Annotated in this window: 12 protein-coding genes and 2 pseudogenes; 12 read left to right on the plus strand and 2 right to left on the minus strand. The window is 35.5% G+C overall.

What is annotated here, in order from left to right; translation table 11 throughout:
* The first annotated feature begins 129 nt into the window (after positions 1-129).
* Positions 130-708 (plus strand): HupE/UreJ family protein, encoded by a 579-nt coding sequence (locus EG339_RS01960; protein ID WP_123868630.1) that lies wholly within the window; start codon positions 130-132, stop codon positions 706-708.
* A gap of 1,117 nt (positions 709-1,825) precedes the next feature.
* A pseudogene (locus EG339_RS24740) lies at positions 1,826-2,425 on the plus strand (M1 family aminopeptidase); the annotation flags it as partial.
* Positions 2,426-3,194: 769 nt separating this feature from the next.
* On the opposite strand, the gene EG339_RS01970 reads toward EG339_RS24740, so the two are convergent.
* Positions 3,195-3,896 (minus strand): LytR/AlgR family response regulator transcription factor, encoded by a 702-nt coding sequence (locus EG339_RS01970; protein WP_123868632.1) that lies wholly within the window; start codon positions 3,894-3,896, stop codon positions 3,195-3,197.
* Positions 3,896-4,936 carry a sensor histidine kinase gene (locus tag EG339_RS01975; RefSeq protein WP_228459687.1) on the minus strand — a complete coding sequence of 347 codons (1,041 nt, stop codon included), beginning with the start codon at positions 4,934-4,936 and terminating at the stop codon, positions 3,896-3,898. The genes EG339_RS01970 and EG339_RS01975 overlap by 1 nt, the downstream gene beginning before the upstream one ends.
* Before the next feature lie 217 nt (positions 4,937-5,153).
* Between EG339_RS01975 and EG339_RS01980 the strand changes: the two genes are divergently transcribed.
* The 10 genes and pseudogenes from EG339_RS01980 to groEL form a co-directional block, all read left to right on the plus strand.
* Positions 5,154-5,846, plus strand: coding sequence for a DUF2490 domain-containing protein (locus EG339_RS01980; RefSeq protein WP_123868633.1), 693 nt, complete (start codon positions 5,154-5,156; stop codon positions 5,844-5,846).
* 17 nt (positions 5,847-5,863) lie between these two features.
* Positions 5,864-7,150 carry a CitMHS family transporter gene (locus tag EG339_RS01985; RefSeq protein WP_123868634.1) on the plus strand — a complete coding sequence of 429 codons (1,287 nt, stop codon included), beginning with the start codon at positions 5,864-5,866 and terminating at the stop codon, positions 7,148-7,150.
* Between the two features lie 85 nt (positions 7,151-7,235).
* Positions 7,236-8,456, plus strand: coding sequence for a cation:dicarboxylate symporter family transporter (locus EG339_RS01990; protein WP_123868635.1), 1,221 nt, complete (start codon positions 7,236-7,238; stop codon positions 8,454-8,456).
* 83 nt (positions 8,457-8,539) lie between these two features.
* Positions 8,540-9,262 carry a DUF3108 domain-containing protein gene (locus EG339_RS01995; protein WP_123868636.1) on the plus strand — a complete coding sequence of 241 codons (723 nt, stop codon included), beginning with the start codon at positions 8,540-8,542 and terminating at the stop codon, positions 9,260-9,262.
* Positions 9,263-9,504: 242 nt separating this feature from the next.
* Entirely contained in the window at positions 9,505-9,639 is a 135-nt protein-coding gene (locus EG339_RS24610) for a hypothetical protein (RefSeq protein WP_262706894.1), read from the plus strand.
* A 179-nt stretch (positions 9,640-9,818) separates the two neighbouring features.
* Positions 9,819-10,097, plus strand: coding sequence for a co-chaperone GroES (locus tag EG339_RS02000; RefSeq protein ID WP_002976538.1), 279 nt, complete (start codon positions 9,819-9,821; stop codon positions 10,095-10,097).
* A 117-nt stretch (positions 10,098-10,214) separates the two neighbouring features.
* Positions 10,215-11,840: a chaperonin GroEL gene (gene groL / locus EG339_RS02005; protein ID WP_123868637.1), complete on the plus strand. Its 1,626-nt coding sequence runs from the start codon at positions 10,215-10,217 to the stop codon at positions 11,838-11,840.
* A 205-nt stretch (positions 11,841-12,045) separates the two neighbouring features.
* Entirely contained in the window at positions 12,046-13,344 is a 1,299-nt protein-coding gene (locus EG339_RS02010; protein ID WP_123868638.1) for a Fic family protein, read from the plus strand.
* Positions 13,345-13,584: 240 nt separating this feature from the next.
* Positions 13,585-14,472: an alpha/beta hydrolase family protein gene (locus tag EG339_RS02015; RefSeq protein WP_123868639.1), complete on the plus strand. Its 888-nt coding sequence runs from the start codon at positions 13,585-13,587 to the stop codon at positions 14,470-14,472.
* Positions 14,447-14,629, plus strand: a pseudogene (gene groEL, locus EG339_RS02020) (chaperonin GroEL); the annotation flags it as partial. The gene EG339_RS02015 and the pseudogene groEL, both read left to right, overlap by 26 nt.
* Positions 14,630-14,937: the final 308 nt, after the last annotated feature.

Consider the following 14,937-nt stretch of genomic DNA (forward strand, 5'->3'; position numbering starts at 1 on the left):
TTATACAATTTTTATTTAGAACAATAATAATCAAAAACATTAATAGTAAATACATGTAAAAATTAAAAATCCGGATAACAATTTACTTATTTTAACAATATATATAAAAACTCAATAATCTATTATCAAATGCAGGATTTTCTATTTTATTTAAACCTGGGATGGGAACATATTATTTCCCCTGATGCTTTGGATCATCAACTTTTTGTTCTGGCACTGATTGCCGTTTATTCTTATAGTGACTGGAAAAAGATTCTGATTCTTGTAACGGCATTCACTATTGGACATTCCATTACATTAGCTTTAAGTATCCTTGATGTTTTCAGGGTGCCATCAGATTGGGTTGAGTTTTTAATTCCTTTAACCATCGTTCTGACTTCTCTGGACAATATTATTATGAAAAACCAGAAACAGACATTAATGCGAGCCAATTATTATCTTGCCCTGATTTTTGGGCTGGTTCACGGGATGGGCTTTGCCAATACAGCGAGAGTAATGATTGCTAAGAGCCAGGGCATTACGGTCCCGTTATTAGGATTTAATATTGGATTGGAATTGGGGCAGATTGTTATTGTTGGGGCAATTTTAATATTACTGTTTATTTTACTTACTGTTTTTAAGGTCAACAAAAAAGACTGGATCCTTTTTGTCTCCTCAGGAGTCTTTGCACTATCCTTAAAAATGACTTTGGAAAGAATTCCTTTCTAAACGTGAAATATTTTTATTATTTCAACAGCTTATTATTATCTTTGGTAATTATTAAATCATTTCGGTTATGAAACTAAAAGTTGTTATACTTTCACTTTCTGTATGTGCATATACAGGTTTCACCGCACAAAATATTCAGAATAATCCGGGCAGCAATCATGGAAATAAGTTTGAACAGCTGGGAACTATTCTGCCAACACCCAATATTTACAGAACAGCTTCCGGAGCTCCAGGACACGCCTACTGGCAAAACAGGGCTGATTATAACATTACTGCCTACCTTGATGAGGATAAAAGAAATCTGAAAGGCTCAGAAACCGTTACCTATTACAATAATTCTCCTGATGAACTGGATTATATCTGGCTTCAATTAGATGAGAATGAGCATTCCAGTATAAAAAATGCAGGGTATCATAATTCTTCAGTACTTCGTCCGTCAACAACTGACCAGCAGCTTAAGCTTACGGAACTTCCTGTAAAAGATAATGGCTATGGAGTTACTCTTGAAAAAGTAACTGATGCTTCCGGAAGTCCTTTGAAATACACCGTCAATAAAACCATGATGCGTATTGACCTTCCAAAAGCTTTAAAAAAAGGGGAAAAGTTTATTTTCAAAGTAGACTGGAACTACAATATCGGAAACCGGATGACCATGGGTGGCCGTGGCGGATACGAAAACTTCCCGGAAGATGGTAATGATTTATACACAATGGCACAGTGGTATCCAAGAATGTGTGTGTACAGTGATTTCCAGGGCTGGCAGAACCATCAGTTTACCGGAAGAGGAGAATTTGCACTGGTTTTCGGAAACTATAAAGTTACTATGAATGTTCCTGCCGATCATATTGTAGGCGGAACAGGGGAATGTAAAAATTACGATCAGGTGTTAACTTCTGATCAACTTTCAAGATACAGAAAAGCTGAGAATGCTTCAGAACCTATTGAAATTGTAACTTTAGATGAGGCTAAAAAAGCTGAAAAAAATCATTCTAAACAAAGAAAAACATGGGTTTTTGAAGCGAATGATGTAAGGGATTTTGCATGGACTTCTTCCAGAAAATTTGTCTGGGATGGAATGCGTGTTACGATTCCTGAAAATAATAACAAAGTAATGGCCATGAGTTTTTACCCTAAGGAATCTTATGGACTCTACAGAAAGTTTTCGACAAAAGCAGTAGCTCATACCATCAAAACTTATTCGGAGTTTACAATTCCTTATCCATATCCGGTTGCCCAATCTGTAGAAGCTGCCAACGGAATGGAATATCCAATGATCTGTTTCAATTTCGGAAGAACGGAAAAAGACGGAACTTATTCTGAAGGAACCAAAAACGGAATGATCGGAGTAATTATCCATGAGGTGGGTCACAACTTCTTCCCAATGATCATTAACTCTGATGAAAGGCAGTGGGCATGGATGGATGAAGGATTAAATACCTTTACAGAATATCTTACAGAAGAAAAATGGGATAATAAATTTCCTTCTAAAAGAGGCCCGGCATGGACAATTGTGGATTATATGAAGCTCCCGAAAGATCAACTGGAACCTATTATGAGCAATTCCGAAAATATTGTTCAGTATGGTCCGAATGCCTACTCAAAACCTGCTACAGGATTGAATATTCTTCGCGAAACCATCATGGGAAGAGAACTTTTTGATAAAGCATTCAAAACTTACGCAAAAAGATGGGCTTTTAAACATCCTGAACCTGCAGATCTTTTCCGTACTATGGAAGATGCCAGTGGTGAAGACCTTGACTGGTTCTGGAGAGGATGGTTCTACGGAACAGATCCGGTAGATATTGCCATTGATAAAGTAACCGTTGCAACGCCTGATCTGGAAACGAATCCAAAAGTAGCCGAAGAAATAAAATATCAGGTTGATAAGCCTTTAGTAAACAGCTTTGAAGACCTTTCAAAAATCAGAAACAGAGAAGACAAGAATATTACTTTCTATGTTGACAAGGATAAGGAAGTTCAGGACTTCTACTACCAATATGACAGAGGCCAGGAAAAGGTAAGCACTAAAGAATACACTACCAAACTGGATGCTACACTGCCTTTGGATGCTAAGGATAAAGAAAAATTCAAGAATATCACCGCATATCAGATCGACTTTTTAAACAAAGGAGGACTGGTAATGCCAATTATCCTTGAATTTACTTTTGAAGATGGCTCAAAATTATATGACAAATCTCCTGCGCAGATCTGGAGACTGAATGAACAAAAAGTTTCCAAAACATATTACTTTGATAAGAAACTTAAGTCTATTCAGTTGGATCCAATGAGAGAAACTGCAGATATTGATACAACCAATAATGTCTGGACCAGCAACGGCTCCGGTGGTGAGACTTCCAAATTCCAGCTCTTTAAACAGAAACAGGAAGGTGCACCTGTAAGAGGAAGCTCAAACGGGAAAGTAAATCCGATGCAGGCCGCAGGAAAAATATAACTCTAAAAAAGACAGCTTTAAAAGCTGTCTTTTTTCATTTATCCAAATATTCTTTCAGGTGTTGTTTATATGTCCTTCCCAATGGAAGCTGTTCTCCGCTTTTTAAATAGATTGTATGGGAATCATAGGAGCTTATATGGGAAGACAGTACAATATATGATTTGTGAATTCTGATAAATCCTAAATTCTGATAATTTCCTTCAAAATTGGACATTCGCTCCAGAATCATATATTTTTTCAGATGGGTCATCAGTATTATATATTCGCCAAAGCCCTGAACCCATTTTATATCTTTAAGAAGTACTTTATTCATTATATAATTAGATTTAAACATAATGAAATCTTCCTGTTTCTTTTCTATTGCAGATTGCTTAAACTGTAAGAAATCTTTTGCTTTGTAAACTGCTCTTTTAAATGTTTCAAAATCTACCGGCTTCACAAGATAATGCACAACATCCAGCTCAAATGCCCTTACCGCGTATTGTGTTTCCAGAGTAAGAAATATGCACAAAGGATGGTAAGGCAGTTGCAGCAAAAGATCTATTCCATTGATATAAGGCATATTGATATCCAAAATAACAAGGTCTACTCTATTCTTTTGTAAGTATTGAAGGGCCTCTTCAGGGTTCTGAAAGGTTTCCAGCAGTTCAACAGCTTCTATCTTTTCACAATAATGCCGGATAAGTTCTAATGCGGGATATTCATCATCCACACCTACAATCGTCAGATTAGCCATTATAATTTAATTTTTAAGAAAGTCTCGTATATATTGTTTTCAGCTGCTTTGGATATAAAAGTAAATCTGTCTGGATAGTATTTCTCCAAAATACTGATAACAGCTTCGTTTCCCAGTCCGTTATCATTGACATTTTCTATAAGATTCTTATTTTTTGGGACAGAATTTCTGATTTCAAATATAAATTCCCGGTCTAGGATCTCATATTTAACTTTTATGAAACTATCCGCCTCTACCCCAGCGGCTGAATGCTTCAGGGCATTTTCAAGCAGTGTAAGGCAAACAGAGGGTGGAATTTCAATAAGTTCCAGAATTTCTTCGTCGTCAATTTCAAAATCAATTTCCAATGCATTATGGTACTTCAGCTGATAAAGCCCGATCAGAGACTTAATGGATGAAAATTCCTGCATAAGGGTAATTTTCTCTTTATTGGTATCATAAATAACGTACTGAAGGAGCCGGCTCAGCTGTAAAATAGATTCTGAAGTATTTTCTGAAGGGTTAAAGCTTTTAGAATAAATATTATTAAGGGTATTCAACAGGAAATGCGGATTTAATTTGGACTTCAAAAGGGCAAGATACAACTGGTCCTTTTCTTCACCAAGTTCTTTAAAATCCTGTTCTATCAAAAATTTATCTTTCGTAATTCCGAGAAATGAAGCAACCAGAATGACAATCCCCTGTGCCGTGTAAACATTATACAGAAATTTTGTGTTGGATAATGTCTCATTAAACTTCATATTGAATACGGCAGGTTCCAGTAAAATTCTAAAAAGACTTGAAACCAGAAAACAGATAAAGGCATACAGGATAAATTCCGGATATTTATTGGAAAGATAAAACCGGGGGACGAGATAAAAATATACTAAATAATAAATTCCAATATTGAAAATAATCACAAATAATACCGACCATACTAATTCCGGAGCGTCTAAAAAGTAATTTTCGGTAAAAAAAGTGATCAGAAAAAAGAATATAAAGAATAAAACATGTTGAAATTTCAGCAAGAAACCCCAATGATATTCCATCAGTCTTTTCAAAACTTTACCGTTTAGTAAAATCCTAAAAACCAATAACATAAATACAATATTGATAATAAAAAACATCTAAAATATCCAATTTTCAATCTTCCAAATATAAGACCTTTTTTACCCGGGATTGCAGTTCACTGAGAAAAACTGTCATTGATTGAAAAATAAATTCATGCCTCCTTCTTATAAATATATTTGAAACAACAGGATATTAATTCAATTTTACATGAAAATTAAATTATCATTAATCATTATTTTCTTCTTAGGATTTTATCAGTTGATCTCTGCACAAAGCCGTGACAACTATAATATGTGGTTCCAGTATCTTTTGTCTGCAAAACTGACGGATAAGAGTACTTTAACTGCCCTTTCCCAATACCGCTCTTTTGACCTGGCTTATGATACCAGGCTTTTTCTGGTCTCTGCTTATGTAGACTATGAGGTTGCCAATGAGGTAAAACCTGCATTGGGAATGATGTTTCTTATCCTGGATTCCTATAAATCTGATAACAACAAAAAAGAGCGATACGAAAAAAGACCTTTCCAGCAAGTGAGCCTTGGGGGAAATATCGGAAGAACTTCCATCTCCCACCGGTTCAGGGTAGAAGAACGCTTTATCAGTAATCCGGATGAATTTATTGTAAGGCTCCGATACCTCATTTCTTTGCGAATTCCATTCAACAAAGCCGGAGAAAAAGAAAAATTCTATGGTATTCTGAAAAATGAAATCAGGATGAATGTTGTAAAAGAAGAACCGTTTGATAGTAACCGCTTAACAGCCGGAATAGGCATCAAAACCGGCAAAAATTCTGCAATAGAAATTGCTTTTATCAACCAGCTGGAAACAGGTTCCACAAGCAATTATGCCTATGTTGGCTACCGAAACAGTTTTGACTGGAGAAAAAATAAAAATAAATAATCACAAATACAATCCCTATGCTTACACTCCTTGGATTTCTGATGATCATCATTTTTATGGTGCTTATCATGAATAAAAAAATGACTCCCCTTACCGCCCTGGTTATTATTCCTGTAGCAATAGCATTAATAGCTGGTTTTGGTCCTCATCTGGGAGAAATGATGAAAAACGGGGTTAAGGAAATTGCCCTTACCGGCGTTATGCTCATTTTTGCAATTCTTTATTTCAGCTTAATGATAGATACCGGGCTTTTCGAACCCTTAGTAAATCTTATTTTAAAAGCTGTTGGAGATAACCCTGTAAAAACCACAATAGGAACTGCTATTCTCACAACCTTAGTTTCTTTGGACGGCGATGGTTCTTCTACTTATATTATTGTGGTAGCAGCTATGCTTCCGTTATATAAAAAGCAGGGAATGAATCCACTTACATTGACCTGTATAATTATGCTGGCAGGTGGAATTATGAACATCCTACCCTGGGGTGGCCCTACAGCAAGGGTTATGAGCTCACTGAAGCTGGGGCATACGGAAATTTTCGTTCCAATGATTCCTATCATGGCTTTAGGAATTCTATGGGTAATATTTGTAGCCTATATTTTAGGTAAAAAGGAGAAAAAGCGCATTGCAACCTACGGGAAATATACTCAATACGGTACCAGTGACATTATCGGGGAGGCCGATCCTAAGCTGCTTCGTCCAAAGCTGATCTGGATCAACCTTTTGCTTACGATCATCTTACTGATTGTTATGATACTCGATATTGTTCCGCTTGGAATAGCTTTTATGATTGCATTTTGTATTGCATCCGTTATCAACTATCCTAAGCTGAAAGATCAACAAAAAATCATTTCAAAACACGCAGGAAATGCTCTTTCTGTGGCAGGAATGATCTTTGGAGCTGGGATTTTTACCGGAATACTCAACGGAACCGGAATTATGCAGGCAATGGGAAACAGTATGATAGAAATTGTTCCCAAAAGCTGGGGCAGTTATCTTAATATTATTACAGCTATTTTCAGTGTTCCGCTTACGTTCTTTCTTACCAATGATGCTTATTATTTTGGAATATTGCCAATTATTGAAGCTACCGGCCGTCAATTGGATATTGCTCCTGAAATATTGGGAAGAGCCAGCCTTGTGGGGCAGGCCTCACATTTGCTGAGCCCGCTTGTTCCTTCCACTTATCTATTGGTATCATTGGCCGGTGTGGAATATTCGGATCATCTGAAATATACACTAAAATGGGCGATCGGATCATCAATCATCATGCTTATAGGCGCACTCCTTCTTGGAACAATATGAGTTTGATGAATAATGATTATCTTCAGCTTCACAAATAATATAATCCAATCTTAAAACATGTTTGTAAAAACAATTTAATTTCCAGATGAATTTCCTGCAGTCCCAAAAAATATTCACCGGCAAATACCTTAAAAATCTTACATTGTATGTGTTCACGGCAATGATATGCGGTGTGCTGGCAGGACATTATGTTCCTGAAGAAAGCATTAAACTGGGAGTGGTAAGCCGGTATTTTTTTATGATCCTTGAAGCTTTTATTCTTCCGGTTATTTTTATGGCAATCATTTACGGAATCTGCCAGCTCTCCGAAATTAAAAATGCAGGTAATATTGTATTGCAGACTATTTTATACTTTTTAACAGTAGGCTCAATAGCCATTATCTTAGGTCTTACCTTTGGTTTGGTAATGCAGCCCGGTTCTGATACCGGAATTGATGCTACCCGCATCACCACAAGCCTTCCAAAGGCTTTTGAAATTAAAGACGGAAGTTTTTCTACTGTTTTATACCTTAACAGACATGGTATTTTTCTTTTCCTCTCCATCTTAATAGGAATTACAATGAACTTTTCCTCAAGAAAAGAAAAATTTCTGAATATTTTGGATCATGGGATAGGTATCTTTTATACTGTTATCAAATATCTTTATTTTATTCTTCCATTCATTATTTTCTGTAATATTGCATATGGTGTGGCTGTATATGGCATCAATACTCTTCTTCCGTTAAGTAAAGTAGTTGCAACAGTTTACCTTGCTGACATTGTTTTTATTTTAGGAATTTTAGGTCTTATTTCTTATCTGTTCAAATTCAATCTGTGGAAATTTTTACTGGATATTAAGGAAGAAATTATTTTGGTCATCACTACTTCATCCTCCAAAACTGCTTTTCCTTTAATTTTTGAAAAAATGGAATCTGAAGGATATAGCAGAAAAATTTTGAGGTTTATTATTCCTCTGGGGTATAATTTTAATCTGGCAGGGGCATGTATCTATATTTCAGTAACCTGCTGTTTTCTTATTCAGTTTTATAATATCTCTTTAAGCTTTAATGATTATGTTTGGCTCTTTGTTATTATTTCCATTACTTCTAAAACGGCATCAGGAGTACCCGGTTCAGGATTCTTAGCGCTTATTTTCACATTGAGCAGATTTGGGAAAATTCCATTAACGGATATTGCCCTGCTTTATAGTGTGGACCGTTTTATGAATGAAGCCAGATCAGTAACCAATTTTATTGGTATTGCCGTTTCAGGGGCAATCATTTCTAAAATAAACCAGCATCAGAAAGGGGAAATTCCTTCTGCCTAATTTGATATTTAAATTTCATAATCCACTATTATTCAATTATGTAACTTTTTAAAGATTAGGATAACTAATTAATAAAAAAGACCATGAGAACATTTATTTTCCTTCTATTAATAAGCAGTGTTCATTTATTTTCACAAAATCTGATTACTCCACAAAATGCAGGTATCAACTCTAAACTGATAAAAGATGAAACATCTGAAGCCCTATGGTATGCTGATAATGCTGGCTCAAAAACAGAAATCGGAAGCATTATTACAGAACTCAAAAAATTAAACAAAACAGATCTTCTGATCCGGACAACAGTAAAATTAAATCAGGCCCCGGATGCTAAATGGACAGATTCCACTCTTGTCAAAATCTCTGATTTTACCCCCATCTATCATTCATCTTTTAATATGATGAGAGATATGGTACTTAAATCTGATAAAGATAAAGTAACTGGATATTATCTGGATAAAAAGTCTCAGAAAAAAGAGAATATTGAAATTCCTGCCACTCATTATTTTGACAGCAGTAGTTACGCTATGCTGATAAGATTTCTTCCTCTGAAAGAAAATTATACAGCTGAGATCTCTATTTTCGACTACAATCCAAAATCCGAAAAAAAAGGAGTTATGAAGGCCTACATTCTGGATACACACAAAGCGGAATATAAAGGAAAGCCGGTATGGATTATAAAAACAAACGATGACATCAGTAACAAAGCATCTGCTACCACCTATTATATTGATATCGAAACGAGAAAAATTGTCAAGCAGGATATGGATATGGCCGGAAGAAAAATGTTCATGGAAATAGTTCAATAAAAAAACAGATATTCAAAAACACCAATACCCTACTGCTGTTTACAAGCAACATGACAATAACACCACACCCAACAGCTTCAAAGACAAAAACAACTATTAACTGATAACCAATAAATTATATTAAAAAATATATCACATATTAAGGAAAAACCCTTATCTTTGATCTACTTTAAACACCAGATGTCAAAAATCCTGATTGACTTTAAATGTTCAGGAAGTACACAAATTAAATATTATTAACTATGAAAAATGCCAAATTATTAAGCAGAGATGCTCAGAAATCAATTAATGGCGGAGCGGTAGGACGCTATTGCTGTGAGTACAATTACAAAGGACAATGTATCCTGTGGATAGGACCTGGCCAGCAATGCCCATAAACTTATCCATAAAAATTAAACACCAACAATAAAAGCCGGAAATTTCCGGCTTTCTCTTTTTTATTTTTCTGCCAAATTTTCACATTCGGAAATAAAAATTCTGCCATTTCATCCATCAATGTCTCATGGCATACATTTAGAGAATTACAATACAGAAATAATTAAAAAATAAATATATTATGTCAGTAAACTTTAAACCATTGGCAGACAGAGTTCTGGTAGAGCCAATCGCAGCAGAAACTAAAACAGCTTCAGGTATTATCATCCCGGATACTGCAAAGGAAAAGCCGCAAGAAGGTACTGTAGTGGCAGTAGGTCCTGGTAAAAAAGACGAACCTACAACGGTTCAGGTAGGTGACAAAGTTCTTTATGGTAAATATTCAGGTTCTGAATTGAAATTAGAAGGGAAAGATTACTTAATTGTAAGAGAAGCTGACTTATTGGGAATCATCGGGTAAATCTGTACGTTGTACAATGTAAAATGTACAATGTATTTATGACTGATAAAAAATCAAACATTAAAAAGTAAATCTCGTACAATGTACATTATACATTGTACTTTAATACAACTAAACATGGCAAAAGAAATAAAATTCGATATCGAAGCAAGAGATGCTTTAAAAAGAGGTGTTGATGCATTAGCAAATGCAGTGAAAGTAACTTTAGGTCCTAAAGGAAGAAATGTGGTAATCGAAAAATCTTTCGGTGCTCCACACGTAACTAAGGACGGGGTTTCTGTAGCAAAAGAAATCGAACTTGAAGATAAAGTAGAAAACATGGGAGCTCAAATGGTAAAAGAAGTGGCTTCCAAAACTAATGATATCGCAGGAGACGGTACTACTACCGCTACTGTATTGGCACAGGCTATCGTAAGAGAAGGTCTTAAGAACGTAGCTGCAGGTGCTAACCCAATGGATCTTAAAAGAGGTATAGACAAAGCAGTAACTGCTGTTGTTGCTAACCTTAAATCTCAATCTCAGGAGGTTGGAGATTCTTCAGAAAAAATTAAACAGGTTGCTTCTATTTCTGCTAACAACGATGATACTATCGGTTCTTTAATCGCTGAAGCGTTCGGAAAAGTAGGTAAAGAAGGAGTAATCACTGTAGAAGAAGCTAAAGGTACTGATACAACGGTAGATGTTGTAGAAGGTATGCAGTTCGACAGAGGTTACCAGTCACCTTACTTCGTGACTAACCCTGAGAAAATGTTAGCTGAACTAGAAAACCCATATATCCTTTTAGTAGAGAAGAAAATCTCTTCAATGAAAGAATTACTTCCGGTTCTTGAGCCAATTGCACAAGGTGGTAAGTCTTTATTAATTATCTCTGAAGAAGTTGAAGGAGAAGCTTTAGCTACTTTAGTGGTAAACAAACTAAGAGGTTCTCTTAAAATTGCTGCTGTAAAAGCTCCTGGATTCGGAGACAGAAGAAAAGCAATGTTAGAAGATATCGCGATCCTAACAGGTGGACAAGTAATTTCTGAGGAGCAAGGTTTCACTATGGAAAACATCTCTTTAGATATGCTTGGAACTGCTGAGAAAGTAACGATCGACAAAGACAACACAACTGTTGTAAACGGTGGTGGTGATGAAGCGAAAATCAAAGGAAGAGTAGCTCAGATCAAAGCTCAGATGGAAACTACAACTTCTGATTATGACAGAGAAAAACTTCAGGAAAGATTAGCTAAGTTAGCTGGTGGTGTTGCTGTACTTTACGTAGGAGCTGCTTCTGAAGTAGAAATGAAAGAGAAAAAAGACAGAGTTGATGATGCATTACACGCAACCAGAGCTGCTGTAGAAGAAGGTATTGTTGCAGGTGGTGGTGTTGCTTTAGTAAGAGCAATCTCTTCATTAAACGATCTTGCAGGAGACAACGCAGACGAAACTACAGGTATCAAAATCGTTAAGAGAGCTATCGAGGAGCCATTAAGACAAATCGTTGCTAACGCAGGTGGTGAAGGTTCTGTAATTGTTGCTAAAGTAGCGGAAGGAAACGGAGACTTCGGATACAACGCTAAAACTGACGAGTATGTTCAAATGCTTGAAGCAGGAATCATTGACCCAACTAAAGTAACAAGAGTTGCCCTTGAAAACGCAGCTTCTGTATCTGGAATGCTTCTTACAACTGAATGTGTAATCACTGAAGTGAAGAGCGCTGAACCAGCTATGCCAATGGGTGGTGGAATGCCAGGAATGATGTAGTAGCGTAGGCTAAGACAATTTAATATACTAACCGTTCTACTTTTGTAGGACGGTTTTTTGTTAGTTCTTCAAATTCTTCGTCTTTCGCCAATACCTTTTCCGTTAGGCGACACTATTTTAAAGCTACGATTAACAAAAACCGCGAGATTTTAATTAAATCTCGCGGTTTTTACTTATCTTTAAATACTGTAATTTTCTTGAATAAATGATTGAACAAGCACCTCAAATAGAAGAAACTAATCAAACAATACCACTGATGGTTAAGTTTCAGATGAATGGAACTCTACAAAAAATACAAGATGAGTATTTATATTGGGACAAAATAAAATATAAAGCAAAAGATTGTACACCATTGGAACTATGGAGTGCGGTAAAACTGTTTCGATTATTGAGAAGAAAAGAAGTGAAATTTCATTTGTATAACTTTCATTATGTAATAACAGATTATATTCAAAAATCATTACATCAGTTTGATATGCATATTGGTGGAACATTGGGAAGTAATATAGGTATTGCAGAAACTGATAAAACGAAATTTATTATTAGTTCTATAATGGAAGAAGCTATTTCCAGTAGCCAAATGGAAGGAGCTAATACTACTAGGAAAAAGGCTAAAGAAATGATTCAGCAAGAGAAAAAGCCTAGAAATAAATCCGAGCAAATGATTTTGAACAATTTCATTACCATGAAACATATTGTTCAACATAAAAGTGAAGATCTGACTGTGGAAAATTTATTATATATACATAAATTAATAACAAATAACACATTAGAAGACACAGAAGATGAAGGTAAATTTAGAGATAATGACGATGTACATGTAGTAAATCATACTAATAGTGAAATTGTCCACACCCCACCTTTACAGTCAGACCTTAAAAAGCTTATAAGTGATTTGTGCATATTCTTTAATACTGATACTGAAGAATTTATCCATCCCATAATTAAAGGCTGTATTATTCATTTTATGATTGGATGGATACATCCTTTTACAGATGGAAATGGCCGTACTGCAAGAGCTGTATTTTATTGGTATATGCTTAAAAAAGGATACTGGCTCACAGAATATCTGTCTATATCAAGAATTATCAAAGATACAAAGTCACAATACGAGAAAGCATATCTATACACTGAAATAGATGAAAATGATTTGACTTATTTCATTTCCTATCACATCAAAACAATGGAAAAAGCATTTGTTGCATTAAAAGACTACATCAATCGCAAACAAAAAGAAGTATTTCAAGCAGCAAAGTTTATGAAAATACCAGGAGTAAATGATAGAATGGCACAAATTTTAAAAATATTACACGATGATCCCGATAGAATTCTGAACACTAAAGAAATTCAATCAAGATTTAATGTATCAAATTATACAGCAAGAACAGATCTAAAATCATTAGTTGAATTAGGCTTTTTAGAAATCATTCAAGTGAATAAACAAAAACAAAACTTTATAAAATCTTCTACTTTTGAAAGCTCATTAAAAAGATACAAATTATAATATACCGTCGCCTTTGATGAAAAGTAAAATTATCAATACTCTTTTTCATTTAAACAACCACCCACTAAACTAAATTCCTCTTTTCTCCGCAAGTCCCAGCTATGCCAATGGGTGGTGGAATGCCAGGAATGATGTAGTAGCGTAGGCTAAGACAATTTAATATACTAACCGTTCTACTTTTTGTAGGGCGGTTTTTTTATTATATTTGATGAGTAACTATAACACATGAAATAATTTAAAATGAAAATCAGTTTTTTCTCTAACATATTTATTGGGTTGCTATTAATAGCTTTGCCAGAAATGGTACTTTCACAATCCACCGATTTTACCATTCAGGATATAAAATTTGAAAGTCAGGGGGTCACCCTTGCAGGCTCAATTTTAGAACCTAAAGAACCATTGGCAGCCGTTATAATTGTTCACGGGTCTGATCCTGTAAAAAGAGAAATGGAGTTTGCAAAACGTCTTGCTAAAGAAGGAATTGCCGTATTAACATATGATAAACGCGGTGTTGGAGAATCTGGAGGCGTGTATGTAGGGCCGTCTGTTGGTACCAATAATATTGACACTACTAACCTTAATTTATTGGCTCACGATGCAAATGCAGCCGTAAAAATATTCCATACCTATCTGAAAGATAAAAAAACACCAATCGGATTAGTAGGATTCAGCCAGGCCGGATGGATAATCCCGATTGCTGCAAGTAAAAACCCACAAATTGAATTTATGGTTTTATTTAGCGGTCCTACCATTACTACTCTTGAGCAGCTTCGCTTTCAGTTTTATACTAATGGAAACAATAATTTTTGGGAAAATCATACAGAAACAGATGCCATTGAACATACCAAAAATGATCCGGACAGGTACCAATTTGCAGCGACTGATCCCAAAATCTATTTAAACACCCTTTCAATTCCCGGGCTTTGGCTTTTTGGTGAAAAAGACATACAGATTCCGGTAAAGTTATGTATAGAACAATTAAATACGCTTAAAGCTCAAGGTAAGCCTTTTGAATATACTCTTTTTCCTAAATTGAGCCACAACACTTCTTCTAGCAATGATACAGCTCCCGTTGATGTTGCTATCCAATGGATTAAGCAGAAAGTTTTCAATAAATATTCAAAATAAAGCATATATAAACATGCTTGAAAGCAGAAATATTGCCCCAACTAAAAACGCAGCTTCTGTATCTGGAATGCTTTTAACAACTGAATGTGTAATCACTGAAGTAAAGAGCGCTGAACCAGCTATGCCAATGGGTGGTGGAATGCCAGGAATGATGTAACAGCGTGTCGCTGAGACAATTTAATATACTAACCGCTCTGCTTTTGTAGAGCGGTTTTTTAATCTGTAAATTTTAAGACAAAGGTACCTGGATTGGCATCCTTGTCAAGGTTTAAAACCTTGACAAGGATCTGCTGAAATATACTTGAAAACGCAACTTCTGTATCTGAAATACTTCTTACTACTGAATATGTAATTACTGAAGTGAAGAGAGCGCTGAGCCAGCTTGCCAATGGGTGGTGCAATGCCGGGAATGATGTAGTAGCGTAAGCTAAGACAAATTTAATATACTAACCGTTCTGATTTTTG

Origin of the sequence: Chryseobacterium bernardetii, assembly GCF_003815975.1 — a bacterium.
GTDB lineage: Bacteria > Bacteroidota > Bacteroidia > Flavobacteriales > Weeksellaceae > Chryseobacterium > Chryseobacterium bernardetii.

Excerpts from the sequence above, each read along its gene's own strand:
- EG339_RS01960 (WP_123868630.1), top strand. The coding sequence starts at position 130 with ATGCAGGATTTTCTATTTTATTTAAACCTGGGATGGGAACATATTATT.
- EG339_RS01970 (WP_123868632.1), bottom strand. The coding sequence starts at position 3,896 with ATGGCTAATCTGACGATTGTAGGTGTGGATGATGAATATCCCGCATTA.
- EG339_RS01980 (WP_123868633.1), top strand. The coding sequence starts at position 5,154 with ATGAAAATTAAATTATCATTAATCATTATTTTCTTCTTAGGATTTTAT.
- EG339_RS01985 (WP_123868634.1), top strand. The coding sequence starts at position 5,864 with ATGCTTACACTCCTTGGATTTCTGATGATCATCATTTTTATGGTGCTT.
- EG339_RS01990 (WP_123868635.1), top strand. The coding sequence starts at position 7,236 with ATGAATTTCCTGCAGTCCCAAAAAATATTCACCGGCAAATACCTTAAA.
- EG339_RS01995 (WP_123868636.1), top strand. The coding sequence starts at position 8,540 with ATGAGAACATTTATTTTCCTTCTATTAATAAGCAGTGTTCATTTATTT.
- EG339_RS24610 (WP_262706894.1), top strand. The coding sequence starts at position 9,505 with ATGAAAAATGCCAAATTATTAAGCAGAGATGCTCAGAAATCAATTAAT.
- EG339_RS02000 (WP_002976538.1), top strand. The coding sequence starts at position 9,819 with ATGTCAGTAAACTTTAAACCATTGGCAGACAGAGTTCTGGTAGAGCCA.
- groL (WP_123868637.1), top strand. The coding sequence starts at position 10,215 with ATGGCAAAAGAAATAAAATTCGATATCGAAGCAAGAGATGCTTTAAAA.
- EG339_RS02010 (WP_123868638.1), top strand. The coding sequence starts at position 12,046 with ATGATTGAACAAGCACCTCAAATAGAAGAAACTAATCAAACAATACCA.
- EG339_RS02015 (WP_123868639.1), top strand. The coding sequence starts at position 13,585 with ATGAAAATCAGTTTTTTCTCTAACATATTTATTGGGTTGCTATTAATA.